The sequence below is a fragment of the Crossiella sp. CA-258035 genome (assembly GCF_030064675.1).
In the GTDB taxonomy this organism is placed as follows: domain Bacteria; phylum Actinomycetota; class Actinomycetes; order Mycobacteriales; family Pseudonocardiaceae; genus Crossiella.
Window position 1 is genome coordinate 2678853 of sequence record NZ_CP116413.1, and the last position, 22205, is coordinate 2701057.

Genomic DNA, 22205 nt, shown 5'->3' on the forward strand with positions numbered 1-22205 from the left:
CGTCACCAGCTGAGCTCGTTGAGCCTGCGCATCAGGTAGAGGTCACCCACGATCGCCTCCACCGCCAGGAAGTGGAAGCCGTAGTTGAGCTCGCCGGTGTTCACCACGACGGCGTAGGCCGCCACCGCCAGCGCGGGCAACGCGGCCCAGACGAGCACGTTCGCCGCACGGTAGAGCCCCAGCGCCAGCCGAGGCCGCACCTGGGGCAGCGGAGGCCACCGCGGCCCGCGCAACAACCGCACCCGGTACCGGAACCGCAGCACCAGCCCGAACATCAACCCCACGACCAGCATCGCCAGCCCGAGCGGCGACAGCGATCCCGCCAGTCCCGCCTGCAACAGCACGCCCGCACCCTGGCCGCTCAGGTAGGCGAACAGCAGCCAGAGCAGCGCGGTGGTCAGCGCGGAGCCGAAGACGCGGCGGTAGTAGGAGGCCGGCATGGGGCGGCCGCGCAGGTACTCGACGGAGGGCGGCCCCGGCGGCACATACGGCACCGGCTGGACCGGCTTGGTCCCGGCCACCGGTTCCCGCTCCGCGGCCACCACCGGCAGCCCCGGCCAAATCAGCTCCGGCGCGACCCGCACCGGTGGCTCCACCACTTCCGCACCGGACCGCATCGGCTCCGCGGCGACCCGCACCTCGGGTTTCACCACTTCCGCATCCGGCCGCACCGGCTCAGCCGCGACCCGCCCCGCGGGCTCCGCCACCTCCGCGCCCGGCCGCCCGGATTCCCGCCGCAGCAACAGATCCCCGCTGGTATCCCCCAAACTCCCCTTCGGCCGAGGCAGCTCCCGCCGAGCCAGCGCCGCCGACACCGACCGGAACAACTGCTGCACCGTCAACGGCGCATCCCGCAACGGCGACCCGTCCTGCAGCAGCCGGATCACCTCCCCGGTGAACGCGGTGTGCGCCTCACCCACCGGCGAGTGCGACCGCTCGTTGCGCGGCGAGGACGCGATCACCGCCGTCCCCCGCACGTCCACCTCCTGGATGTCCACCCCCGCCGGGGACATCGTGCTCACCGCGAGCCCCGAGTAACAGCAGTCCAGCAACAGCAACCGGGTCCGCGCCGGCGAGCCCTCGATGATCTCCCGGACCGAGTCGAACGGCACCCCGGTACCCCACAGGCTGCGCTGACTCGTCTGCCGCACCCCCAGGAACAACCGCTCCTTGACCGGATGTCGGATCCCGTGCCCCGCGTAGTAGACCAGCAGCAGGTCCTCGGCCTGCCCCGCCACCGCGGCCAGCCGGTCCAGCAGACTGGCGGGGGAGTCCGGGGTGTCGATCACCGTGCACTGGCCGCGGTCCAGGATGCCGGTGTCCGGATCGGTCAGCGCCCGGCGCAGGTCGGCGAGGTTGTTGCCGACGGCGGGCAGCGGCGGCAGCTCCTCGGCGTGCAGGTAGTCGCTGGTGCCGATCAGCACCGCCCTGGACAACCGGCGCTCCGGCGGCCGGTGCACCTAGGCCTCGCCGTCCAGCACCTTGCGCACCTCCACCAGCACGGCCCGCGCCTCATCCGCCGACCCCGCCTGCAAGGTCACCTCACGCCCCTCGGCCCGCACCTTCAGCGTCACCCGCCGCGCCTCGGTCCGCCTGCCCAGCCACCCGAACAACGACCGCACCAGCACCGTCGCCGTCCCACTGGTCACCAGCACCACCACGGCATCCAGCTCCGCGCCCAGCTCACCGGGCCGCACCGGGGCGTCGAGCAGCTCGACCCGGCCGCGTAGCTCGTCCTCACCGTGCAACCAGGCAGCCAGATCTCGCAACTGCTCGGACCCGGTGCCGCTGATCGCGATGCTCGCGCCGGTCATCACGCCCCCTACTTGCTCGACTACCCAGAGCGATGACGCTATCCCAGGGAGTGCGGGCGGAGTGTGCGGACAAGTCACGTTGCCGCAAAGCTTCGGTCACCACTCGCGGTAGCGGTGCTGCTACGATGCGTGCGCCGCAAGCTGCCAGACAGCTCCAGCTCGCGGCCCGGTCGTCTTGTGCCAGTCAACCCGAATGGCTGGCTCCTGAGCAGACACGACCGGAGTTTCGAATGCTCCCAGTCAGGCGCGGCGAAACTAAAGCGACGACCGGAAGCTCAGGCTGGTCGTGGCTGGAGCATGCCGTGGACCTGTGGGCAGTCGTCGCCCTCGTTCTCATCCTCGCCGGTGCCGTTCTCGGCTTCCTCTACGTGGTCGGCAGATTTCTGCCCGAGCACCGCGTCCGCATCGTCGCCCGAATGGGCCGCGCCATCGGCTTCACCGTCGAGCTGCGCCGGGACGCGCGCGAGATCGAGACCCCGCGCGCGCCCGACGCCTGAGTCTCACGCCCCGGTCTTGCGGAGTTGCTCGTTCATGATCAGGAACGCGCCCAGCCCGTGGAAGTCGTTCGTGTTCCGCGGTCGCTTCAAGTAGTACGACAGGTCCCCGACGTTCGTCCCCTCGCTGATGTCCCGCACGTTGGTCAGCCCGTCCGAGCCCACGCTCGCCTTCGCCAGCACGCCCTGATACCCCTTGCGGCTCACCGCGCTGAAGCTCGCGTCCAGGTACCCCCGCTCCACCCCGCGCGAGATCATGAAGGTGTACATGGCCGAGGCGGAGGTCTCCGTCCAGTTGCCGCTCGCAGTCGGCTTGTCCACCACCTGGAACCAGCGTCCGGTGGCCGCGTCCTGGTAGCGCTGGTAGCCGCGGGCCAGGTGTTGCACCATGGCGATCACCTCGGCGCGGCGGGGATGGTTGGCGGGCAACACTTCCAGGATGTCGATGGCGGTCATGCCGAACCAGCCGATGGCCCGGGCCCAGTGCTCGGCGGAGTGCCTGCCGGGGTTCTTCGCCCACGGCTCGGAGCCGTCCTCGTCATAGGCGTGCCAGAGCAGGCCGTTGTCGCGCTTGAGGTTCTTGAAGTAGGCGGCCAGGTTGCGAACGGCCTCGTCGTAACCGTAGGTCTCGTTGTACTGCTTGGCATAGCCGGCGATGAACGGCTGGGCCATGTACACCCCGTCCGCCCACAGCTGTCCTACCTTGCCGGCCGCGTGGAACATGCCGCCGTCCTTGGTCCTCGGGTAGGCCGGGAACCGGTTGCGCAGCTTGTCGGCCGCCTTCTTGTACTTCGCCTGCCCGGTCTCGGCGTGCAGGATGGTCAGCAGGGTGGCCGAGCGCATCGCGTCCAGGTTGGTGAAGTTGTTGCTGATCTCGCCGTCGGCGTTGACGAAGCGGTCCACCCACGCCTTGAGGTAGTCGAAGTACTTCTTCTCCCCGGTGCGCTTGTAGACCAGGTACTGGCCGTACAGGTACAGCCCCCGGGTGTAACTCCAGCCGCCCAGTGTGGCGGGGGTGTAGCGCTTCATGGTCGAGTCCACCACCGCCTTCGACCAGTCCTCCGGCGCGGGCGCGGCGACGGCCGCCGGGGTGCCCAGCGCGCTGGTCATGGCCAGCAGCAGGCCGAGCACCAGCCTGCGGGCGCGGGTTGTCGTGATCACGTCGTCCACCTCTCGATGTAAAGGTAATCATCCGATCTCATGGCGAACGGTGGCGGCGAGGCGGTGGCGGTTCGTCCAGCACACCGGGGGTCGGGGGAGCCTGTCAAGGGCCATAGGGCGCTGTCCTGCCCACGGAGTAGCCGGAATGACAGGTTGACGGCGGTTTTGGCCAGTCCTACGCTCGGGGCGGCCACACATCCGATCTTTGAGCAACGTTTGTATGAGTTGCCACGTACGGACGAGGTGCTGATGGACGAGGGGACCGCGGGCATCTCCCGCAGGGGCTTCCTGGGTGCGGCGGTGGCCGGCTCACTCGCCGGATCACTGGCCGGGCCGCTGAGCGGACAGGCCCTGGCCGAGCCGGTCGAGGCCACCGAGGCCGGGCTGCGTGACCGGATGCGCACCGAGGCGGCCTGGGCGGAGTTCCTCGGCGCGCAGGACCTGCGCTGGGCCCGGCTGCCACGCACCTGGTACGAGGGCCCGTTCCTGGGCAACGGGTTCCTGGCCACCAGCGTCTACCGCGAACCCGGCGCCAACGCGCTGCGTTTCACCGTCGACCACAGCCAAGTGCAGGACCACAGGCCCAGCTTCGGCAACGAGTGGGGCGTGGCCAGGCTGCCGGTCGGCAGGCTGCTGCTCACCCCGGTCGGCGCCATCACCGGCCTGGACCTACGGCTGGACCTGTGGCAGGCCGAGTTGCGTGGCACCATCACCACCGACCGCGGCAGCCTGGAGATCCGCGCGATCGTGCACAGCATCCGCTCGCTGCTGCGGATCTCGGTGCGCCCCAGCGCGGGCGAACGGGACTTCACCCTCGCCTTCCACCCTGCCGAGGCGATCAGCCCGCGCACCATCCGCGAGGACCCGCCCAAGGACTTCACCCGCAACCCGGCCCCGGAACTCCGCACCGCGGGCGAGGAGCACCTGGTCGTGCAGCCCATGGTGGCCGGCGGCCAGACCGCCACCGCCTACCGCAAAACCAAGGGGCGCAACGAGACCACCCTGCTGCTCTCGGTCGCGCACACCTACCCGGACACCACCGCCGAGCAGTTCGCCCGCACCACCGTGCGCCGCGCCGCGCTCACCGGCGAGGGCGAGCTGCTGCGCGAGCACCGGAACTGGTGGCACGACTGCTACCGCCGCAGCTTCCTGTCCATTCCGGACGGTCTGCTGCAGAGCTTCTACTGGATCCAGCTGTACAAGCTCGCCAGCGCCTCCCGTGCCAGCGGCCCGGTGATGGCCACCACCGGCCCCTGGCTGGAGCCGACGCCCTGGCCCTCGGTGTGGTGGAACCTCAACGCCCAGCTGCAGTACTGGCCGGTGCACGGCTCCGGCCACCCCGAGCTGGACCCGATCCCGCGCACCCTGGCCACCCACCGGCAGACCCTCGTCGACGGCCTGCGCCCGGAGTACCGGCACGACTCGGCCGGGCTGCGCCGCAGCACCGACGCCCAGTTCGACGACGCCGGATTCGTCGGCGTACCAGGCAAGACCTCACCCGACCCCGAGGTCGGCGACCTGCCCTGGCTGCTGCACAACGTGTGGCTGACCTACCGGCACAGCATGGACGAACGGGTGCTGCGCGAGGTGCTGTACCCGTTGCTGCGCAAGGCGATGAACTACTACCTGCACTTCCTCGCCCCCGGCCCGGACGGCAAGCTGCACCTGCCGCCCACCTTCTCCCCGGAGTACGGCAGCGCGCCGGACTGCAACTACGACCTGGCGCTGATCCGCTGGAGCTGCGCCACCCTGCTGGAGTCCGTGCGGCTGCTGCGCATCCACGACCCGCTGGCCCCGCGCTGGCGGGAGGTGCTGGACACCCTGGTCGACTACCCGGTGGACGGCAACGGCTTCATGATCGGCGCGGGCGTGCCGTTCGCCAAGTCGCACCGGCACTACTCGCACCTGCTCATGGTCTACCCGCTCTACCTGGTCACCGCCGAACAGCCCGAGCACCGCGAGCTGATCGACCGCTCGCTGAAGCACTGGATCAGCTTCGAGGGCGCGCTGCGCGGCTACAGCTTCACCGGCGCCGCCTCGATCTCCAGCCAGTTCGGCCGCGGCGACGACGCGCTGAAGTACCTGCGCGAGCTGGTCGCCCGCTTCCTCCAGCCCAACACCATGTACTACGAGGCGGGGCCGGTCATCGAGACCCCGCTCTCGGGCATGCAGTCCCTGCACGACATGCTCTGCCAGAGCTGGGGCGGCATCATCCGGATCTTCCCCGCGGTGCCGGGCGAGTGGGCCGAGGTCACCCTGCACGACTTCCGCACCGAGGGCGCGTTCCTGGTCAGCGCGGTGCGGCGCAACGGAAAGACCGAGTTCGTCCGCATCCGCAGCCTGGCCGGCGAGCCCTGCCGGGTGCGCACCGGCATCCCCGGCCGCCTCACCGTGCGGGATGTGCACGGCCGCCCGCACCGGTACAAGCAGGGTGCCGCCGACACCATCGAGATCGAGCTGCGCCGCGGCCAGGAGGTCATCGTGCACGCCGCCGGCACCCGGCCCGACCTCACCATCGCACCGGTCACGGTCACCACACCCGCTCCGCCCTGGGGCCTGCCGCCACTGCCGCCCGGCGGCGACATGGTCACCGTGGACCTGGAACCCTTCTACACCAACGACGGCATCACCAACGAGTTCTACCTCGGCGACGGCGACTTCGACGGCACCGGCCGCACCTACCCCTCCGGCGCGTTGCCGCAGAACGGATCCCTCACCAACGACGGCGTGCCGTTCCGCTTCACCAACGACCACGAAGGCACCAAGAACAACGTCATCGCCGCCGGACAGACCCTCGAGCTGCCCGAGGGCAACTACCGGAAGCTGCACCTGCTGGGCGCCAGCGACAACGGCAACACCGATGCCACGGCCACCCTGCACTACACCGACGGCAGCACCGCCCCGGTCCGCCTCGCCCTCACCGACTGGCTCGCCCCGGCCGCCTTCGGGGAGAGCGAACCGTTGCGCACCAACCAGATCCACACCCGAACCGGACCCGTGGACCGCAGGGCCACGGTGTTCCACCAGGTTCTCGCCGCCGACCCGACGCGGCGACTGCGCGCGATCACCTTGCCCGCCAGCGCGAAACCCCGTTCGCACGTGTTCGCCGTGACATTGGAGAAGGTCACCAACCCCGCCTGAGGAGGGGACTTCCGTGTCCGAGGAACCGCACCGGATAGACCGCAGGAACGCACTGAGACTCGGTGCTCTGAGCGCCTTGACCGTCGGGGGCCTTGCCGCCCCGCAGACCGTCGCCCCGGCCCGCACCAGCGCGGTGGAGCCCAGACCGGCCGACTGGGTGCTGCGCTGGAACCCGAACCCCGCCACCGACAAGCTCCGCGCCTTCGAAGGCCTGGAGGACGACCGTTCCGGCTCGCACCCGGGCGTCAAGCACATCCACGCGCTGGCCGACCACTGGCGCTTCGACATGCACACCAGGGACCGCGACGGCTCCGACCGGCAGCGCAACGAGTCCAAGGGCATGCGCACCGGCGACACCCTGCACAAGATCCAGGAAGGCCAGACCTGGCGGATCACCTACCAGGCCTACATCCCCAGCTCGCTCACCGCCACCACCCGGTTCAGCCACATCTTCTAGATGAAGGTGCAGGACGTGGGCGGCCCGCTGATCACCATGACCCTGCGCGAGCGCAACGGACCCAAGATCGAGATGCTCACGCTGCGGGACGACGACGCCAACACCGTGCACGCCCCGGTGCCGCTGACCCCGTTGCAGAACAAGTGGATCGACATCGAGTTCGAGGTCAAGGCGGTCAACAGCGGCGGCTACGTGCGCTGGGTGATCAAGGACGGCGGCCGGGTGGTGCAGGACTACCGGACCACCGCGGTGGACATGTGGCGCAACAAGAACTACCTGCGCCCCAAGTGGGGCATCTACCGCAGCATCGAGAGCGCCGGACTGAAGGACTGCTACCAGCTCATCCGGGGCTACCAGGGATACATCCTCCAGTAAGGGAGTAGCGGTGAACAGGTTGGCGCGCAAGCTGATCGCCTCGATCGGCGCGGCGGGCACCGTGCTCGGGCTCCTGGTGGCGCTGCCGCAGCAGGCGGCGGCACTACCGGACGGGCTGGCGCTCACCCCGCCGATGGGCTTCAACAACTGGAACGCCACCGGATGCGCGGTGGACGAGAAGCTGATCAGGGACACCGCCGACCTGTTCATCAGCAAGGGGCTCAAGGACTCCGGCTACTCCTACGTCAACATCGACGACTGCTGGGCCGCACCGGACCGCGACCCGGTCACCAAGCGGCTCACCCACCACCCAGAGCGCTTCCCCAGTGGCATCAAGGCTTTGGCCGACTACGTGCACGCCAAGGGCCTGAAACTGGGCATCTACACCAGCGCCGGCACCCTCACCTGCGCCAAGACCATGCCCGGCGCGCTGGACCACGAGGAGATCGACGCGCAGACCTTCGCCGACTGGGGCGTGGACTACCTCAAGTACGACAACTGCAACAACCAGGGCCGTCCCGCGCTGGAGCGCTACACCAAGATGCGCGACGCGCTGATCAAGACCGGCCGCAAGATCGTCTACTCGCTGTGCGAGTGGGGCGAGAACAAGCCGTGGGAATGGGGAGCCGAGGTCGGCCACCTGTGGCGCACCACCGGCGACATCACCGACACCTGGGCCAAGACCATGGACATCATGAAGCGCAACGCGGTGCTGGCCGAGCACGCCGGGCCCGGCCGGTGGAACGACCCGGACATGCTGGAGGTCGGCAACGGCGGCATGACCGACACCGAGTACCGCTCGCACTTCAGCCTCTGGTCCATCATGGCCGCCCCGCTGCTGATCGGCTCGGACCTGCGCAAGGTCACCCCCGCCACCTTCGACATCCTGAACAACCGCGAGGTCATCGCGGTCGACCAGGACAAGCTGGGCAAGCAGGGCAGGGTGCTGTCCAACAAGGACGGTCGCTGGATCTTCGCCAAGCCGCTGGCCAACGGGGACACCGCGGTCGCGCTGTTCAACGAGACCGAGGTGGCCGCCCGGATCAGCACCAGCGCCACCGAGCTCGGCCTGCCGGAGCGGGCCGGGTACAAGGTGCGGGACCTGTGGCAGCACAAGGACTTCCAGACCGCGGGTGAGGTCTCCGCGGTGGTCCCGCCGCATGCCACCGTGATGTACCGGATCTCCACCGGCGCGGACTGGATCTGGCAGCAGCCCGCGGTCACCACCGGCCTCGACCTGGCCACCACCATCCCCGGCATCCCGGCCAACCTCACCCCGGCCGGACGCACCTTCGAGGTCGGCGTCTCCGCCACCAACCTGGCCCGCACACCCGTCTTCGACCCCAAGCTCACCTTGACCGTGCCGCCGAAGTGGCACGCCCGGCTGGTGCGCGCGGACCGCCGCTGGCTGCTGCGCACCGGCGAGACCGTCCGCGCGGTCTACCAGGTCACCGTGCCCGCCACCACGCCCGACGGGCCAGCGAAGCTCCACAATGGACTGGAGTTCGGCTGGGCCGGCGCGCACAAGGTCATCCTGGGCGGCGAGCAGCAGCTCATCGTGCCGCCCATGGTGCCCGGCACGGTGAGCAGCCTCGGTGACCTCCGCTCGGCCGTGGAGCACGGCGGTTACGGTCCGGTCGAACGCGACATGTCCAACGGCAGCTACCGGCCTGGCGACGGCAAACCCCTGACCATCAACGGGAAGCGCTTCGCCAAGGGCCTCGGCGGGCACGCGCCCAGCACCCTCACCTACTACCTGAACAACCGCTGCACCAACCTCACCACCACCGTCGGCATCGACGACGAGCGCGATGAGCGGCAGCTCGGCTCGGCCACCTTCGAGATCTGGGCCGACGGCCGCAAAGTCGCCGACAGCGGCCTGCACAGCTGGCGCGACGACGCCGTGACCCTCTCCGCCGACCTCACCGGCGCCCGCTACCTGAAGCTGGTGATCACCGACGGCGGCGACGGCGTGCAGTTCGACCGAGGCGACTTCGCCGACCCCGTGCTCACCTGCCACCTGTGAGGAAACTCCTTGACCCGCAAGCGTTACGCGCTCATCGGCACCGGGCACCGGGCCACGGTGTTCCTGCGCGCCCTGGCCGTCGAGCACACCGGCACGGCCGAGCTGGTCGCGCTGGCCGATGTCAACCGGACCCGGATGGCCGCGCACAACCGGCGGCTCTCCGGGCCCGGCGCGGCCCCCGTGCCCGAGTATCCGGCCGAGGACTTCCTGGCCATGCTGGACCGGGAAGCCGTGGACACCGTGCTGGTCACCACGGTGGACAGCACCCACGAGGAGTACATCACCGCCGCCCTGCGCGCGGGCCGCGATGTCATCACCGAGAAGCCGATGACCACCGATCCCGAACGCTGCCAACGCATCCTGGACGCGGTGGCCGACACCGGGCGCACGGTCACGGTCGCCTTCAACTACCGCTACCAGCCGGTCTTCGAGCGGCTCAAGCAGATCATCGCGGCCGGGCAGGTCGGCGAGGTCGGCTCGGTGCACTTCGAATGGCTGCTGGACACCCGGCACGGCGCGGACTACTTCCGCCGCTGGCACCGGGACAAGGCCAACTCCGGCGGCCTGCTGGTGCACAAGGCCACCCACCACTTCGACCTGGTCAACTGGTGGCTGGACACCGAACCGGCCGAGGTCTACGCGCAGGGCCGGTTGTTCTTCTACGGCCCGGACAACCTCCGGCGACACGGCCACGACCCGGCGGCCTTCCGGCTCGACCTCACCGAGGACCCCTGGCTGCGCGAGCTCTACCACGAGGCCGCGCACGAGGACGGCTACCGGCGGGACCAGGATGTCTTCGCCCCCGGAGTGTCCATTGAGGACGATCTCGCGGTGCTCGCCCGCTACCACTCCGGCGCCACCCTGACCTACCACCTGACCGCCTACGCCCCGTGGGAGGGCGTGCGGGTGATGGTCAACGGCAGCAAGGGCCGGGCCGAGCTGGAGGTGGTGGAGGCCGATCCCGGCGGCCAGCCGCACGCCAGCCTGTGGGTGCGCGAGTTCTGGCAGCCGCCACGGCAGGTCTCGGTGTCCGCGGAGGAAGGGCACGCCACCGCCGACCGCAGGCTGTGCGCCGCACTCTTCGGCGCGGAAACCGAGGACAGCACCGGCAAACGCGCCGACCACCTGGCCGGGGCGCGCTCGCTGCTCACCGGGTTCGCGGCCAACCGCAGCCTGGTCACCGGCGGGCCGGTGCGCACCAGCGAACTGGGGGTCCGGTTGTGAGAAGACTGGCGCTGCTGACCGCGCTGGGCCTGGTGTTCGGGCTGGCCGCCTGCGGTGGCGGCGCGGCCGAGGGCGAGATCCGGCTGCGTTTCGTCTGGTGGGGCAACCAGGACCGGGCCACCCTGACCCAGCGCGCGGTCGCGCTGTTCGAGCAGCGCAACCCCGGCGTGCGGGTGGACACCACGTTCACCTCCTTCGCCGCCTACTGGGAGAAGCTGGCCACCGAGACCGCGGGCGGCAACCCGCCCGATGTGATGCAGCTGGACTACCGCTACCTCAACGAGTACGCCGGCCGCGGCGTGCTGCTGGACCTGGCAGGCAGCCTGGGCAAGCAGATCCGCACCGCGGACTGGCACCAGGGCCTGCTCGCTGCGGGCAAGGTCGGCGCCAAACAGGTCGGGGTGCCGTTGGCGCAGAACACCACCACCATCGTCTACGACCCGAAACCCTTCGCCGCCAAGGGCATTCCCGAGCCGAAGCTGGGCTGGACCTGGCAGGACTACCTGGCCACCGCCACCAGGCTGACCCAGGGCCAGCTGGCCGGCGCCACCGACTTCGCGGGCACCGAGGACGTCTTCGAGATGTGGCTGCGGCAATGCGGAAAACAGCTCTACACCGCCGAGGGCCAGTTCGCCTTCACCGAGTCCGACCTGCGCGAGTTCTGGCAGCTGGCCGCCCGCTTCCGGGCCGCGGGCGCGCTCAACCACACCGAGCTGACCGCCGGCCTCAACCAGGGCCCGGAACAGACCCCGCTGGGTCGCCGCCGCACCGCCACCGAACACAGCTACGACAGCATCTTCGGCGGCTACCACGCCATCCGCCCCAACGAGCTCAAGCTCGCCCCGTACCCCAGCGACAACCCGGCACAGCTCGGCCAGTACCGCAAACCCTCCCAGCTGCTGTCCGTCTTCGCCCGCACCAAGCAGCGCGAGGCCGCGGTCAAGCTGGTCGACTTCCTGCTCAACGACGAGGAAGCGGGCAAGATCCTCGGCGCCACCAGGGGACTGCCGCCCAACCTGAAGATCCGCGCCCAGGTCGCCGACAGCCTGCAGGGTCCCGACCGGCAGGTCTACGACTACGAGACCGCGCTGGAGCCCCATCTCGGCGACCCGCCGCCACCCCCGCCCAAGGGCGACGGCGCGGTCTACAAGCTCATGCAGCGCCTCAACGAGGAGGTCGTCTTCGGCCGCAAGACCATCGACGAGGCGGTCCGCCAGTTCTTCACCGATGCCGCCAACCACCTGAAGTGAGTCCCAGTGTGACGCGCCTCCCGCACAGGTCGGCGCGCACCGGCCATAGTGGGTGCCATGGCCGTCCTCGGTGCGCTGCTGTGGATCTGCTCGGCGCTGCTGTGCGTCGGCGGCCAGCTGATCACCGCGGCGGCCTGGGAACCGCCCTACTCCTGGTACCAGGACCTGGTGGGCCACCTCGGCAACACCGGCTGCGGCCTGTTCATCGAACCGCACGGCGGCCCGCAGTTCGTCTGCTCGCCGCTGCACCTGCTGATGAACACCACGCTGGTGCTCGCCGGGCTGTGCCTGATCGGCGGCACGCTGCTGCTGCGCGGGCTGTGGCCGCACGGCTGGACCGGGTCGGCCTCCTTCGCGCTGATGCTGGCCACCGGCGCGCTGGAGGCGCTGACCGGCCTGGTGCCGGAGAACATCAACCGCACCGGGCACGCGCTGGCCGCGCTCAACCTGCCGGTCGGCGGGATCGCGATCTTCCTGGTCAGCCTGGCCGTGGTGGACCGGTCGCGGTGGATCGGCGTGTTCGGCTGCCTGGTCGGCGGACTCGCGGTGACCGCCTCGATGCTGTTCACCGCGGGGCAGTACTCCGCCCAGGTGCTGCACTTCGGGCTCGGCCCCGGCGGCATGGAACGGCTGGCCGGCTACCCGTTCCAGCTGTGGCTGCTGGTGATCGGGCTCATCCTGTGTACCGGGCCAGGCCGTGCAGGATGTCGTGCCTGCTCACGATCAGACGCTGCTGACCGGCGCGCTGCATGAGCAGCTGCACCGCCAGCGCGCAGGCCGGCAGCACATCGGCCAGGTGCGGATAGGGCGTGACCAGCGCGCGCCGGGTGTCCGCCGGCATGGTGAGCAGCTCGGCGGTGGCCACGGTGACCTCCTCCTCGGTGATCACCGCGTGGTGCAGCGGCTGCTCGGGACCTGGCCGGTCGCCGAGCACGAAGGCGGCGATGCCGGCCACCGACTCCGACACCCCGACCAGCCGGGCGGTCCGCCAGCCCGGCACCGCGGCCAGCGCGTGGTCGACCACGAAGGTCATGTCCTGCCTGGCCTGCTCGATCTCGTCCTCGGCCGGCGGATCGTGCTGGAAGTAGCGGTCCGCCAGCGCCGCGCAGCCCAGGTCGACCGAGGCGATCCGGTCCACAGTGGACACTCCGAGGGCCAGCTGGGTGCTGTGGTTGCCGATGTCGGCGACCAGGTGCGTCACCTGGCCCGCGCCCGGCAGGTCGCCGACCGCGCCGGCGAAGGCCAGCTCGGCGCACTCGGCCGCGGTCAGGGTGTCCGGTTTGACGCCGAGGGTGTCCAGCGCGATCGCGGTCAACGACTCGTCCGCGCCGGTGCCGCACAGCCGCACCTTGTGCACCTGGAGCTCGGCGATCACCTCGGCGTAGTCGGCCAGCACCGCGCGCGCCCTGGGCAGCGCCTCGTCGCCGGGTTTGAGCGGCTCGAACCGCCTGGTGACCTCGGTCAGGCCGGTGCCGTCGGTGGTAGCCAGGTCGGCCACCAGCAGCTGGATCGAGTCAGCGCCGCACTCAATGGCCGCGACCCTGCCGTGTGGCACCACAACTCTCCCCAGCACTCGACTGCTGCCGAGCCTAGGGATCTTGGCGAAGGGCCGGACAGGGCAGAACGGGTGACGACACTCACGCGAAACCGCCCCACTCAGCTGAGCAGGGACTCCGGGTCCAGCGTGTATCCCGTTTCGTCCACCAGCCGCCCGTCCTGAAGGAAGATCACCTGATCGGCCCACGCCGCATGGCGGGCCTCGTGGGTGACCAGCACCCCGGCCGCGCCCGCGTCGCAGCGCGCCCGCAGCAGCCGCAGCACCGCCTCACCGCTGTCGGAGTCCAGCGCCCCGGTCGGCTCGTCGGCCAGGATCAGCCTGCGTGGGCCGACCACCGCCCTGGCGATCGCGATGCGCTGCTGCTGCCCGCCGGAGAGCTGGTCGGGGAACAGGTCGCCGATGTCGGCGATGCCCAGCTGGGTCAGCGTCTCCCGCGCCTCGGCCCGCGCGGTCCGGGCAGGCACCCCGTCCAGTTCCCTGGGCAGCGCCACGTTCTCCGCCGCGGTGAGCGCGGGCACCAGGTTGTACTCCTGGAAGACGTAGCCGATCGTGTTGCGCCGCAACGCCGCCAGCTCAGCGGCGCGCAGCGTGGCCAGGTCGCGCCCGTCCACCGTCACGGTGCCCGAGGTCGGCACGTCCAGCCCGCCGGCCAGGTTCAGCAGGGTGGACTTGCCCGACCCGCTCGGCCCCATCACCGCGACCAGCCGGCCAGGCTCGACCGTCAGGGTGACACCGCGCAGCGCGTGCACACTGCGAGGCCCGCTGCCGTGCCTGCGGTGCAGGTCGGAAAGTGCCAGCGTGGGCGGCCTACGGTCTGCCATGGTCGCCAGTCTGTCAGCTCAGGGTGGCTGGTCCATAGGCACAGCCCGGCTGTGCCTATGGACTGAATTTGGTCTAGACCTATTGACGACGCCCCGTGTTGCGGGCAAGTTAGGTGCCGGTCACCGAGGACCCCCGCCGCCAAAAACCCTCGCGGAGACGCGAGGGAGTGGCAGCTCCCCGGGACCGGTCCCGCCGCGGCCCTGGGGAGCCGCCGCTCTCGGAGTTCTCAACCCGCCAGTTCCGCGTCGGTGATCCACGATCCGTGGAAGCCGGCCGGCACCCGGTGGGGCAGGTGCACGGTCGCCACCGGCCCGGCCGCCAGGTCGGTGGCGTCCAGCACCAGCAGGTCGGCGGCCGCGCCCGTCTCGCTGCTGGTCACCGACAACAGCCACCCGGCATCCTCGGATTCGCCGTGCCCACTTGGCACGAACACCGCCTCACCCGGCTGCCAGGTCTCCGCGAGCTCGTGCTGATCGGTTGACCCGTCCCGCAGGTCGTACTTGACGATGCCGCGTCCACCCCCGGTCAGCTGCGCCCCCACGGTGTAGACGAACCGGTGCGCGAGCCCGGTCAGCCCCTCGTTGATGGTCGGGAACTCCACTGACTCATCGCCGAGCGCCTGCTCCCGCGCCGTGCCCCGCACCGGATCCAGCACCCACCGGTGCAACGAGGTCGGCGCGGAGGTCTGGGCCTCGGTCAGGTCGGCATGCCCGCCGATCCGGCGCCAGGCCCGCTGGATGGTGGCGGGGGTGTAGCGCACCGCGTCGAAGGTGATGGTGCCGTCCGGGTTCTCCGCCGCGTTGGCCACGTGGAAGACGTAACAGGGATCGATCTCGATCCACCGCACATCCGCACTGTTCCCATTCCGCGGCATGACCCCGATCCGCGCCGGGTAGTCGTCATTCCACCGGAACGGCAGACCCCCGGCCGCTTCCAGATCGAGGGTCATCGGCAGATCCAGCCACAACACGTGGTTCGCGGTGATCGCGAAGTCGTGCATCATGCTCGGCCCCAGCACGTCGACCGGCACACTGCGCACCAGCTCACCGGCCGCCGACAACACGTGATAGGTCAAGAACGGCGGCCGCATCGCCACCCCGAAGAAGTGCAACTCCCCGGTGGCAGGGTCTTCTTTGGGATGCGCGGTCATCGCCGTGGTCAACCGCCCCCCGAAGTCGCAGGGCCCCACGGTCTCCAACTCCGGCGTCAGCTCATACGGAAACCCCGACTCCACCAACGCCAGAATCCGCCCCGCATGCGGGATGACATGCGTATTGGCATTCACCGCCGCGAGATCAACACTCCCATCCGCCCGAACATAAGGCCGATCCTCCCCAGCAAACCGCGGCGTCCGAACCCACCGATTCCGATACCACTCCGCCCGCCCATTGCTCAGCCGAACCCCGTGCACCATCCCCTGCCCGGTGAACCAGTGACCGGGATCGGTGCCGGGAAGCGGGTTGGGCCCGTTGCGGAAGTAGCGACCGTCGAGCTCCGGCGGCAGGTTGCCGGTGACGCGGAGGTCGAGGGCGGTGTGCTCGGTGGCGACGGGGGCCAGGGCGCCGGAGAGGTAGGTGGGGGGTGTCGCGGTGTTGGTCATGGTTCATTTATGACGTGTCATTTTTGACATGTCAAGATGGAGGTGTGGCGAGTGGTGGGTGTGCGCGGGCGTTGCCGGGACGGCTGCGCGTGGGACGGGGCGCGGTGAGTGGCGGATGCGGGGCGCGGATGGGGGCGGTGGATTTCCGGGTCGCGGTTCGTGGGTGGAGGTTCGTGGGTGGCGGGTTGGGGTGCGGGGTCGTTCGGGTTGCATGCGGGGGCTTGGTTCGGTGCGTTGGGTTTGGGGTTGGCGGAGGAGGCGGTTGGGGGTGGGATAGGCTTTGAGCTGCGGATATGTGGGATGCTGGTGGAGAGTGCCGAGTTGCTCGGAGGCCCGGGGCAACCAAATGGCCGCGAAAAGCGTTCCGCAGAAGAAGCGGAGGGCGCGGGCGGGCAGCCGGTAGGCACGGGGCCCGCGAGGCACGCTCAGCACTCGGCAGATCGGGCAACGTGGCCAGTGCCGCCAGACGCCGCAGCCGGAGGGGCAGGCGCGGTGGCCGCCGAGTCAGGCGCGGTGGGAGCCGCCGGGATAACGGTCGCCGCCGGGGCGTGCGAGACCGGGTGGGGCGGCTCGGCGCGGTGCGGGGTCGGGCGATGAGGGACTGGGCGCGGCGCGAGACTCGTCCGGGATGCCGGGATGCCGGGATGCCGGGATGCCGGGATGCCGGGATGCCGGGATGCCCGGGGGCTTGGGTGGCGGTGGCGCTGGCGGTCTTGGTCGTGGTGGAGCGTCTAGGCTCTGGGCGATCTTGTGAGGTGAGGAAGGGTTATGTCCCTGCGTCATGCGCTGCTCGGCATGCTGGCGTTGCGTCCCGAGGCCAGTGGGTACGACCTGGCCAAGCACTTCGAGGGCAGCATTGGCCGGTACGCGTGGAGCGCGCGGCACAACCAGATCTACACCGAGCTGAACAAGCTGGCTGACGACGGCCTGGTCGAGGCGGTGGCGGAGGGTGCCCGGGGGCGGCGGGACTACGTGGTCACCGAGGCGGGGCGGGCGGAACTCCAGGCGTGGCTGGGAGAGGGGCCGCTGGAGACGGTCAACACCGTGCGGAACAAGGCGTTGTTGCGGATCTTCTTGATCACCGCGTTGGAGCCGGGGGCGGCGCAGGCGTTGTTGCGGGCTGAGATCGCGCACAGCGAGCGGGAGATCGCCGAGATCGGGGCGGACATCGAGAAGATGGAGGAGGTGTCGGGGCCCGGGAGCGCGGCGTTTGGGCGGATCGCGGCGGAGCTGGGGCGGCGGCATTTCGCGGCGATTCGGGACTGGGCGGAGTGGGCGGTTGAGCAGCTTGACGCTCAGGGGGATGGGGACGAGGGGGCCGCGGGCTGAGCTGGGTGGAGGCCGTGGGGCAACGGGCAGTGGCTGGGGCCGGTAGACGGCGGGGAGTGGCTGGCGGGGGCAGTGGGGCGTTGGGCGTGGGGGGAGTGGGCTGGGGTTGGGGACGGCGGGGACGTGGCTGGCCGTGGGGAGTGGGCTAGGGGCTGCGCTGCTCTGGATCAACGTGGGGCGGGAGTCGTGGGCGGTGGGTGAGGCTTAAGCCTCGGCGGGACTGATGCTCGGCGGCGGCCGCGCGGCTGGATGGGGGCTGGGGTGGATTGAGGCGGGCGGACGACTGGCTGCGGCAAGATGACCGGTCATATTCGAGGGGCGTTCGACGCTGAGGACGGGACGGTGGGTGAGCTGGGTTTCCGGTGCTCGGGTCACGGCGCTCGGTTCGGTGGTGCCCAGTCCGGCGGTGCTCGGGCTGGTGGCGCCCGCCCCGGTGGTGCCGGTTCGGTGGTGCTCGGGCTGGTGGACCGGGCGGGGCGTGGCTGCCGGCTGGGTGGGCGGGCTGGTCAGGGGTGAGGTGGGCTGGGGCGTGGTGGTGGGGCTCTGGGTGACAGGCGGCGGGGCCACGGTGCGACTGGTTGGGGTGGCGGGGTGAGGGTTGGGTGGCTGGGGATGGTTGCTCGGGGTTACGTAGGGTCAACTTTGGGTGAGGTGTGGGCCATTCGACGTAAGAAATTCGCTCAAATCGTCAAATCGATGACGGGTTGGGGGTGGTTTGCTGGGAAAGTGGAATAACGGACAGGTGAACAGAAGGAGGCCCGTGAACGCCGAGTTGGCCGCACTTGCCGAGGCGCACGGGGTGTCCACCTGGTATGAGGGCAGTGGGCGACGGCGGGTTGACATCGAGGCGGATGTCGTCGTTGCCGTGCTGGCACAGCTTGGGGTGGATGCCTCTTCGCCTGAGGCGGTTCGGGCGGGGCTGGCTGCGGCGCGGGCTGAGCGCGCGGCTGGTGCGTTGCCCGGCACGATTGTGTTGCGGGAGGGGCAGGAGCGGGCGTTGGAGCGCACCGCCGAACTTGTTCTTGAGGATGGGACTCGGCGGGTTCTGCCGGATGGGCTGCCCGGGGACTTGCCGTTGGGGTGGCACACGTTGCGCGTCGACGGGGCCGAGGTCACCGTCGTGGTGGCGCCGCAGGCGTTGCCCCGGCCGCCGCGGAGCTGGGGCTGGATGGTGCAGCTGTACGCGTTGCGGTCCAACGGGTCTTGGGGGATCGGGGATCTTTCCGACCTTGGCGAGTTCGCGGGGTTGGCTGGGGCGGGTGGGGCGGATGTGGTTCTGCTCAATCCGTTGCACGCCATGACGCCGGTGCGGCCGGTGGAGGCTTCTCCTTACTCGCCCTCGAGCCGGCGGTTCGCCAATCCGCTGTACCTGCGGGTGGAGGACACCGAGGAGTACCTCGCGGCTGAACCCGATGTGCGGCTTGAGGTTGACGCGGTGCGGCCGGCCTCGGACGTTGAGCTGATCAACTACGACGCGGTGTGGGAGAGCAAGCTCGCGGCGTTAGAGTTGTTGTGGCCGTTGGCCCAGGGGCGTGATGAGCCGGTGGAGCCGGGGTTGCTGGACTTCGCGACCTTCTGCGCGCTGGCCGAGCGGCATGGGGGGCGGTGGCGGAGCTGGCCCGTTGAGCTCCAGCATCCGTCCTCGCCGGCGGTGGCGGCGGCGCGGGTCGAGTTGGCCGAGCGGGTGTCGTTCCACGTGTGGCTGCAACGGTTGTGCGCTCGGCAGTTGGCCGGGGCGCAGGCGGCCGCGCGGGAGGCCGGGATGTCCGTGGGGCTGGTGCACGACCTCGCCGTGGGGGTGGCGGCTGAGGGGGCTGACTCGTGGGCGTTGCAGGACGTGCTGGCCGCGGGGGTCACCGTGGGGGCGCCGCCGGACGCGTTCAACCAGCAGGGGCAGGACTGGGCCCTGCCGCCGTGGCGGCCGGATCGGTTGGTGGCCACCGGGTACGCCGCCTACCGGGACATGTTGCGGGCGGTGTTGCGGCATTCCGACGGGATCCGGATCGACCACATCCTGGGGCTGTGGCGGCTGTGGTGGGTGCCGCCGGGTGAGTCACCCAAGCGTGGCGCGTACGTGCACTACGATGCGGAGGCCATGCTCGGCATCCTCGCGCTGGAGGCGGTGCGGGCGGGCGCGGTGGTGATCGGCGAGGACCTCGGCACCGTGCTGCCGCAGGTCACCGAATCCTTGCGGGAGCACAACATCCTGGGTTCGGCGGTGCTGTGGTTCCAGCGGGACGCCGAAACCGAGGGTGAGCCGATGTTGCCGAGCGCGCGCTGGCCCGCCGAGGCCGCGGCGAGCGTGTCCACCCATGACCTGCCGACGGCGGCGGGGTTCCTGCGTGCGGAACAGGTCCGGGTGCGGGCGGAGCTGGGTGTGCTGGCCGGGTCCGTGGAGGACGAGCGGGCGCGGGCCGAGGCGGACCGGGACGAGCTGATCGGGCTGTTGCGGAGTGAGGGATTCCTTGGCAGGCAAGGAGATCCGGACGAGGAGGAGGTGGTGGTGGCGATGCACGCGTTCCTCGCCGCGACTCCCTCCCGGTTCGTGTTGATCTCGCCCTACGACGTGTTGCGTGAGCCACGTCAGCCCAACCTGCCGGGCACCGTGGACGTCTACCCCAACTGGCGGATACCGCTGCCGGTGACGGTGGCGGAGCTGTTCCGCGATCCGGTGGTACGCCGGATCGTCGATGTGGTGAAGGAGGGTGTGGGTGCGCAAGACGACTGACCAATCGATGCCCGCGCTGTCCCAGGCCGTGCGCCTAGGGGTGCTGGACGTCGGGTCCAACACCGCGCATCTCCAGGTCGTCGACGTCTACCCCGGCGGCTCGCCGGACCCGCTGCACTCGGTGAAGGCGCAGATCGGGCTGGCCGAGGACATCGACCGGCACGGGGTGATCAGTCCCGAGGGCATGGAGCGGCTGGTGCGCGCGGTGCGCCAGTGCGTGGCCGAGGCCGAGGCCTACGGGGTCGCCGAACTGGTGCCCTTCGGCACCTCCTCGGTGCGGGACGCGCCGAACCGGACCGAGGCGTGCAAGCAGATCCGCCGGGCCACCGGCATCGACATGTCCTTCTTCAGCGGCGAGGCCGAGGCGGGGCTGACCTTCCTGGCCGCGCGCCGCTGGTACGGCTGGCAGGTCGGCCGGATGCTGATGCTCGACATCGGCGGCGGCACCGTGGAACTGGCCGCCGGGCGCGGCGAGGAGCCGGAGCTGGCGGTCTCGCTGCCGCTGGGCGCGTGGCGGCTGACCCGCCGGTACCTCAGCCAGGACCCGCCGACCGCGCAGGAGGTCAAGAAGCTGCGGCGGCGGCTGCGCGAGGTGCTCGCGCCGACCATCGCCGCCTTCCGCGAGCAGCCCGATCCGCAGCGGGTGGTCGCGGTGTCCAAGATCTTCACCCAGCTGGCCAAGCTGACCAGCGGGCCGGACGCCGAAGAACCGCTGGCCCTGGAGTACCGGGAGCTGCGGCGCTGGATCCCGAAGCTGGCCAGGATGCCCGCGGCCGAACGCGCGCAGCTGCCGGGGATCTCGGCGGCCCGCGCCCGCAACATCGTCGCGGGCGCGGTGCTCGCGCGGACCCTGATGGAGCTACTGGACGTTCCCCGCGTGGAGATCTGCCCGTGGGGCATCCGGGAGGGGATCCTGTTGCGGCACCTCGACGACAGCGGCGGGACGGCCGCCAACGGCGAGAGCGGCGAGTAGCGTCGTCAGCGGCACCGCGGCGATGATGCCCAGGCTGCCGACCAGCGCGCGCACCACCTCCTCGGCGATCGGGGCGCTGGAGAGCACGTGCTGGATCGGCAGGCCGCGGATGGCGAAGAGCATCAGCAGCGGCAGCGCGACACCCGCGTAGGCCAGCACCAGGGTGTTCACCGTGGAGGCCACGTGCGCGCGGCCGACCCGCAGGCCCGCGCTGAACAGCTTGGCGCGACTGGCCGTCGGGTCGGCCGCGGCCAGCTCCCACACCACGGTGGCCTGGGTGACGGTGACGTCGTCGAGCACGCCGAGCGCGCCGATCACCAAGCCCGCCAGCAACAATCCCTGGAGGTCGACGCCGTCCAGGTAGCCGCTGAGGAAGCCGACGTTGTCGCTGCCCAGTCCGGTGATCCCGGCCAGCTCCAGTGATCCGTAGCCGAGCACGCCGGTCAGGGTGAGGCCGGCCGCGGTGCCGAGCACGGCGACCGCGGTGCGCGCGTTGAAGCCGTGCGTGATGAACAGCGCGGCCACCATGATCACCGTGCCGCCGACCACCGCGACCAGCAACGGGTTGGCGCCCTGGATGATCGCAGGCATCACGAACTCGGTGAGCCCGGCCAGGCACAGGCCCAGCGCGCCGAGCGCGGCCAGTCCGCGCCAGCGGGACAGCGCGAGCACCGCGATGGCGAACACCAGTGCCAGCAGGGCCAGCGGCAGCGACCGGTCAGGGGCCTCGATCTCGTAGCGCTCCCACTCGACCAGCCGGGTCGGGTAGTGCGCGGCGAGCACGGTCTGGCCGACCGAGACCTTGACGCCGCTGCTGGTCGGCACCACGGCTTTCACCGTGCTGCCCGCGCCGGGGCCGTCGGTGAGCGCGAGGGTGGCGACCTGGCAGTCGGTGGGGGCCACCGGGCAGGGGATCAGCTCCTGCACCGTGCCCGCGCCGCGCGGGGCGTCCAGCACGTCCTGCACGATGCCGCCGCGCTCCGGCCACAGCAGCACCATCGCGGTGACCGCGATGGCGATCACCGGGGCGAGCACCCAGGCGACCACCAGGCGCACCCGGCGGGCCACCCGGGCGTCGGTGTCCACAGTGGACAGGTCGGGTTCTGTCGCATGCTGTCCCATGGGCAGGAGTATGCGGGGCGGTGTGGCCGGGGTTTGTTCGGCGAGCTGGGAAAACCGCGTTCCGCGCGGCTGGGCAATTCTCGGAACGGTCCGGGTTTCCGAAGGGTTCCCGCTGGTCGGCGCGGTGGGTG

General features: G+C 70.5%; 19 protein-coding genes. 12 read left to right on the forward strand and 7 right to left on the reverse strand.

What is annotated here, in order from left to right; all coding sequences use genetic code 11:
• Positions 1 to 2: 2 nt before the first annotated feature.
• On the reverse strand, positions 3 to 1460 hold the full coding sequence (locus N8J89_RS12320) for a caspase family protein (protein WP_283664466.1): 1458 nt from the start codon (positions 1458 to 1460) through the stop codon (positions 3 to 5).
• Positions 1461 to 1814 (reverse strand): effector-associated constant component EACC1, encoded by a 354-nt coding sequence (locus N8J89_RS12325; protein ID WP_283664467.1) that lies wholly within the window; start codon positions 1812 to 1814, stop codon positions 1461 to 1463.
• A gap of 302 nt (positions 1815 to 2116) precedes the next feature.
• Here N8J89_RS12325 and N8J89_RS12330 point away from each other — a divergent pair, with 302 nt between their 5' ends.
• Positions 2117 to 2311 (forward strand): hypothetical protein, encoded by a 195-nt coding sequence (locus tag N8J89_RS12330; protein ID WP_283664468.1) that lies wholly within the window; start codon positions 2117 to 2119, stop codon positions 2309 to 2311.
• Positions 2312 to 2314: 3 nt separating this feature from the next.
• Here N8J89_RS12330 and N8J89_RS12335 read toward each other — a convergent pair whose 3' ends face one another.
• Positions 2315 to 3418, reverse strand: coding sequence for a glycoside hydrolase family 88/105 protein (locus tag N8J89_RS12335; RefSeq protein WP_283666148.1), 1104 nt, complete (start codon positions 3416 to 3418; stop codon positions 2315 to 2317).
• A gap of 300 nt (positions 3419 to 3718) precedes the next feature.
• Between N8J89_RS12335 and N8J89_RS12340 the strand changes: the two genes are divergently transcribed.
• From N8J89_RS12340 to N8J89_RS12370, 7 genes are all read left to right on the forward strand, one after another.
• Entirely contained in the window at positions 3719 to 6610 is a 2892-nt protein-coding gene (locus N8J89_RS12340) for a glycosyl hydrolase family 95 catalytic domain-containing protein (protein ID WP_283664469.1), read from the forward strand.
• A 76-nt stretch (positions 6611 to 6686) separates the two neighbouring features.
• Positions 6687 to 7067: a hypothetical protein gene (locus N8J89_RS12345; protein WP_283664470.1), complete on the forward strand. Its 381-nt coding sequence runs from the start codon at positions 6687 to 6689 to the stop codon at positions 7065 to 7067.
• Positions 7068 to 7442, forward strand: coding sequence for a hypothetical protein (locus N8J89_RS12350; protein ID WP_283664471.1), 375 nt, complete (start codon positions 7068 to 7070; stop codon positions 7440 to 7442).
• A gap of 10 nt (positions 7443 to 7452) precedes the next feature.
• Complete coding sequence (locus tag N8J89_RS12355) at positions 7453 to 9468, forward strand: NPCBM/NEW2 domain-containing protein (protein WP_283664472.1); 2016 nt, start codon at positions 7453 to 7455, stop codon at positions 9466 to 9468.
• A 9-nt stretch (positions 9469 to 9477) separates the two neighbouring features.
• Entirely contained in the window at positions 9478 to 10692 is a 1215-nt protein-coding gene (locus N8J89_RS12360) for a Gfo/Idh/MocA family protein (RefSeq protein WP_283664473.1), read from the forward strand.
• Positions 10689 to 11942, forward strand: coding sequence for an ABC transporter substrate-binding protein (locus tag N8J89_RS12365; RefSeq protein ID WP_283664474.1), 1254 nt, complete (start codon positions 10689 to 10691; stop codon positions 11940 to 11942). Before N8J89_RS12360 ends, N8J89_RS12365 begins: the two co-directional genes overlap by 4 nt.
• Before the next feature lie 57 nt (positions 11943 to 11999).
• Positions 12000 to 12695: a DUF998 domain-containing protein gene (locus tag N8J89_RS12370; RefSeq protein ID WP_283664475.1), complete on the forward strand. Its 696-nt coding sequence runs from the start codon at positions 12000 to 12002 to the stop codon at positions 12693 to 12695.
• Here the strand turns inward: N8J89_RS12370 and N8J89_RS12375 are convergent.
• From N8J89_RS12375 to N8J89_RS12385, 3 genes are all read right to left on the reverse strand, one after another.
• Positions 12616 to 13497: a Ppx/GppA phosphatase family protein gene (locus N8J89_RS12375; protein ID WP_283664476.1), complete on the reverse strand. Its 882-nt coding sequence runs from the start codon at positions 13495 to 13497 to the stop codon at positions 12616 to 12618. The two genes, N8J89_RS12370 and N8J89_RS12375, sit on opposite strands and share 80 nt — an antisense overlap.
• A gap of 101 nt (positions 13498 to 13598) precedes the next feature.
• Entirely contained in the window at positions 13599 to 14321 is a 723-nt protein-coding gene (locus tag N8J89_RS12380) for an ABC transporter ATP-binding protein (protein WP_252485598.1), read from the reverse strand.
• A gap of 227 nt (positions 14322 to 14548) precedes the next feature.
• Entirely contained in the window at positions 14549 to 15922 is a 1374-nt protein-coding gene (locus tag N8J89_RS12385) for a carotenoid oxygenase family protein (protein ID WP_283664477.1), read from the reverse strand.
• Positions 15923 to 16690: 768 nt separating this feature from the next.
• Between N8J89_RS12385 and N8J89_RS12390 the strand changes: the two genes are divergently transcribed.
• From N8J89_RS12390 to N8J89_RS12405, 4 genes are all read left to right on the forward strand, one after another.
• The gene (locus N8J89_RS12390) at positions 16691 to 17251 is read left to right on the forward strand and encodes a PadR family transcriptional regulator (RefSeq protein WP_283664478.1); all 561 of its coding nucleotides are present in this window, start codon (positions 16691 to 16693) and stop codon (positions 17249 to 17251) included.
• Positions 17252 to 17597: 346 nt separating this feature from the next.
• Complete coding sequence (locus N8J89_RS12395) at positions 17598 to 17846, forward strand: hypothetical protein (RefSeq protein WP_283664479.1); 249 nt, start codon at positions 17598 to 17600, stop codon at positions 17844 to 17846.
• Positions 17847 to 18011: 165 nt separating this feature from the next.
• Complete coding sequence (malQ, locus tag N8J89_RS12400; RefSeq protein WP_283664480.1) at positions 18012 to 19979, forward strand: 4-alpha-glucanotransferase; 1968 nt, start codon at positions 18012 to 18014, stop codon at positions 19977 to 19979.
• Positions 19963 to 20952 carry a Ppx/GppA family phosphatase gene (locus N8J89_RS12405; RefSeq protein ID WP_283664481.1) on the forward strand — a complete coding sequence of 330 codons (990 nt, stop codon included), beginning with the start codon at positions 19963 to 19965 and terminating at the stop codon, positions 20950 to 20952. The genes malQ and N8J89_RS12405 overlap by 17 nt, the downstream gene beginning before the upstream one ends.
• Here N8J89_RS12405 and N8J89_RS12410 read toward each other — a convergent pair.
• The gene (locus N8J89_RS12410) at positions 20839 to 22074 is read right to left on the reverse strand and encodes a YibE/F family protein (RefSeq protein ID WP_283664482.1); all 1236 of its coding nucleotides are present in this window, start codon (positions 22072 to 22074) and stop codon (positions 20839 to 20841) included. The genes N8J89_RS12405 and N8J89_RS12410 overlap by 114 nt on opposite strands.
• Positions 22075 to 22205 lie beyond the last annotated feature (131 nt).

Coding starts and splice junctions, on each gene's coding strand:
- N8J89_RS12350 (WP_283664471.1), top strand. CDS start 7,068: ATGAAGGTGCAGGACGTGGGCGGCCCGCTGATCACCATGACCCTGCGC.
- N8J89_RS12410 (WP_283664482.1), bottom strand. CDS start 22,074: ATGGGACAGCATGCGACAGAACCCGACCTGTCCACTGTGGACACCGAC.
- N8J89_RS12340 (WP_283664469.1), top strand. CDS start 3,719: ATGGACGAGGGGACCGCGGGCATCTCCCGCAGGGGCTTCCTGGGTGCG.
- N8J89_RS12380 (WP_252485598.1), bottom strand. CDS start 14,321: ATGGCAGACCGTAGGCCGCCCACGCTGGCACTTTCCGACCTGCACCGC.
- N8J89_RS12335 (WP_283666148.1), bottom strand. CDS start 3,418: ATGACCAGCGCGCTGGGCACCCCGGCGGCCGTCGCCGCGCCCGCGCCG.
- N8J89_RS12325 (WP_283664467.1), bottom strand. CDS start 1,814: ATGACCGGCGCGAGCATCGCGATCAGCGGCACCGGGTCCGAGCAGTTG.
- N8J89_RS12370 (WP_283664475.1), top strand. CDS start 12,000: ATGGCCGTCCTCGGTGCGCTGCTGTGGATCTGCTCGGCGCTGCTGTGC.
- N8J89_RS12385 (WP_283664477.1), bottom strand. CDS start 15,922: ATGACCAACACCGCGACACCCCCCACCTACCTCTCCGGCGCCCTGGCC.
- N8J89_RS12390 (WP_283664478.1), top strand. CDS start 16,691: ATGTCCCTGCGTCATGCGCTGCTCGGCATGCTGGCGTTGCGTCCCGAG.